Source organism: Protofrankia sp. CiP1_Cm_nod3, assembly GCF_982290655.1.
Genome location: NZ_CEVIVD010000120.1, coordinates 5,948 through 8,549 on the forward strand (window position 1 = coordinate 5,948; position 2,602 = coordinate 8,549).

The following is a 2,602-nucleotide window of genomic DNA, read 5'->3' on the forward strand; positions in this document are numbered from 1 at the left end:
ACTGGCCCGACTGACCAGGCTGGCCCGACTGACCAGGCTGGTTCGACCGGCCCGGCTGGTTCGACCGGCCCGGCTGGCTTGACCGGTCCAGCCGATGTCTCCGGCGGGGCCGGGATGCTGACGACCGTGCCCGATGAGGTGCGGGAACACGCATCCATGGCATCATCCGCGCCGCGCGCCGCGGGCGGCGGCGCCACCGGGGCTGTCGGCGTGTCCCGTTCCCTGCGGGTGATCACTGCCCCGGCGAGGCGCGCCTGGCACCAGTTGACCAGTATGCGTACGGCGCTGCTGCTGCTGTTCCTGCTCGCGCTCGCGGCCGTTCCCGGTTCTCTGCTGCCGCAACGGTCGCTGAACCCGTTGAAGGTCGGGGAGTACTTCCGGGAGCATCCTTCGCTCGCGCCGTTCCTCGACAGGCTGTCAGCTTTCGACGTCTTCGGCGCACCCTGGTTCGCCGCGGTCTACCTGCTGCTGTTCGTCTCCCTGATCGGCTGTCTGACGTCGAGGGTCCGCTGGCATGCCAGGGCGCTGGTGGGACGGCCGCCGCGGGCGCCGGCCCGGCCGAGCCGGCTGGCCGGCGGCCGGTCGTGGGACAGTGCGCTGGGCCCCCGGGAGGTGGTCGAGGCGGCGCGGGTGGTCCTGCGGCGGCGGCGGTTCCGGGTCGGAGCCGCGCCCGAGGGCGCGACCAGGCCCGACGGCAGCCAGGACTTCTCCGTGGCCGCGGAAAAGGGCTATCTGCGCGAGACCGGGAACCTTGTCTTCCACATCGCGCTGGTGCTGATGCTCCTCGGGGTCGGGCTGGGCTCGTGGTTCGGCTACCAGGGCACTGTCCTGGTCATACAGGGTGACGGTTTCACGAACACGCTGGTCTCCTACGACCAGTTCAGCCGGGGCAAGCTGGTCGACCCCGTCGGTGACCTGGCGCCGTTCTCCCTGACGCTGGAGAAGTTCACCGCGTCCTACCAGCCCAACGGGCAGCCGGCGGACTTCCGTGCCGACGTCGTCTACACCACCGATCTCGGCGGTCGGACCCGCACGGCCGACATCCAGGTCAATCATCCGCTGGCGATCGGCAGCGCCAAGGTGTATCTGATCGGCCACGGCTATGCTCCGCACTTCGTGCTGCGCAGCGGCGACGGCAGCATCGTCTGGGAGGGCTACCAGCCCTGTACGCCACGGGACGCCATGTTCGCGTCCACCTGCACGTTGAAGATCGGCGATACCGGGCTCCCGCCGACAGGGCCGACCAGGGAGCCCCAGCAGCTGGCGTTCACCGGCGTGTTCACTCCGACCACGCAGCTCGATCCGGCGCACGGTTACATCTCGGCCCATCCGGCCGCGGACGCCCCCGGCCTCACGCTCACCGGCTACGTCGGCAACCTGCACATCAACGAGGGTGTGCCGCAGAACATCTACTCGCTGGACACCCGGGACATGCGCCAGCTTCACATAGACGGCCCGATCGGCACCGGACGGGTGGCGCAGGTGCTCGCGTTGAACAATCCCGAGCAGCGGACGATCAGAGGTCTGCCCGGGGGGATGACCCTGGAGGTCGACGGGGTTCGCCAGTTCGCCACGTTCCAGACCAAGTCCGATCCGTTCAAGGGCTGGGTGCTGGTCGCGGCTGTGGCGATCATCGGTGGTCTGCTGGTCAGCATGCGGGTGCGCCGGCGTCGGGTCTGGGTGCGGGCGCGCCCCGCGTCCGCACCGGCTGACACGGGCACGGCTGACACGGGCACGGTTGACACGGGCACGGCTGACACGGGCACGGCTGGCGCGGGCAGCGTTACCAGCACGGGCAGCGGTCCTGGTGTCGGCCCCGACGCCGGCTCCGATGCCCGCGCGATGACCACGGTCGAGGTCGGTGGACTGTCCCGTTCCGATGTGGACGGCTTCGCGGCCGAGCTGCAGTCGATCATCAGGGACATCCGGCTGGCCACCGCGCCCGTCGAGGGCGCGCGTCCAGCCTGGTTGGGCAGCCCGGACCACGCGGAGCCGCCCGGGCGGCTGGCGCCGGCTCAGGCACCGTCGGATGCTCGGACGTCATCGGATGCTCGGACGCCGTCGGAGCGGGGAGCGCTGAAACAGTGAACGCTGAAACAGTGGGGACAGACGCCGTCGGACCGGGCGGCAAGCGCCATCCGGGCCTCCAGGACCATCATCGGATCCGGGACCTGATCCGGGATCCGAGGTGCGGGGAGGATCTGATGGCTGGGCCAGAGGCTTCCCCGGCCAGCATTTCCCAGGCCAGCGGGGGAACCGGAGATCCCACCGGACAGGAGCTGTGATGCCAGTCAATTCCGGCCTTGCCACGTTGTCCGACCATCTGCTCGGCGTGACCATGGCGGTCTACGCGCTGGCCATGCTCGGCTACGCGGCCGAGTTCGCGTTCAGCCGCTTCGGGCGTGCCAGCGCCGCGGCCCTGGCCGAAGGCCGGGCGGAGAGACCGATATCCCTGGCGGCGTCGGCTGCGCCGTCGGTGCCGGCTGCGCCTTCGGCGTCAGCGTCGGCGTCAGTGCGGGCCGCCGCGGCCGCGACGCCCGGACGGGTGGCGCTGATGGTCGGCATGGACGTGGCAGGCAGAGATGCGGCGGGGACGGCTGTA

The 2,602-nt window shown here is 70.6% G+C and carries 1 protein-coding gene and 1 pseudogene; both read left to right on the plus strand.

What is annotated here, in order from left to right; genetic code table 11:
- Positions 1-2,088 (plus strand): cytochrome c biogenesis protein ResB (resB, locus tag AC5LUJ_RS18795; protein WP_493465387.1); only part of this gene is annotated, 2,088 nt, incomplete at its 5' end.
- A gap of 196 nt (positions 2,089-2,284) precedes the next feature.
- Positions 2,285-2,602 (plus strand): annotated as a pseudogene (locus tag AC5LUJ_RS18800) (c-type cytochrome biogenesis protein CcsB); the annotation flags it as partial.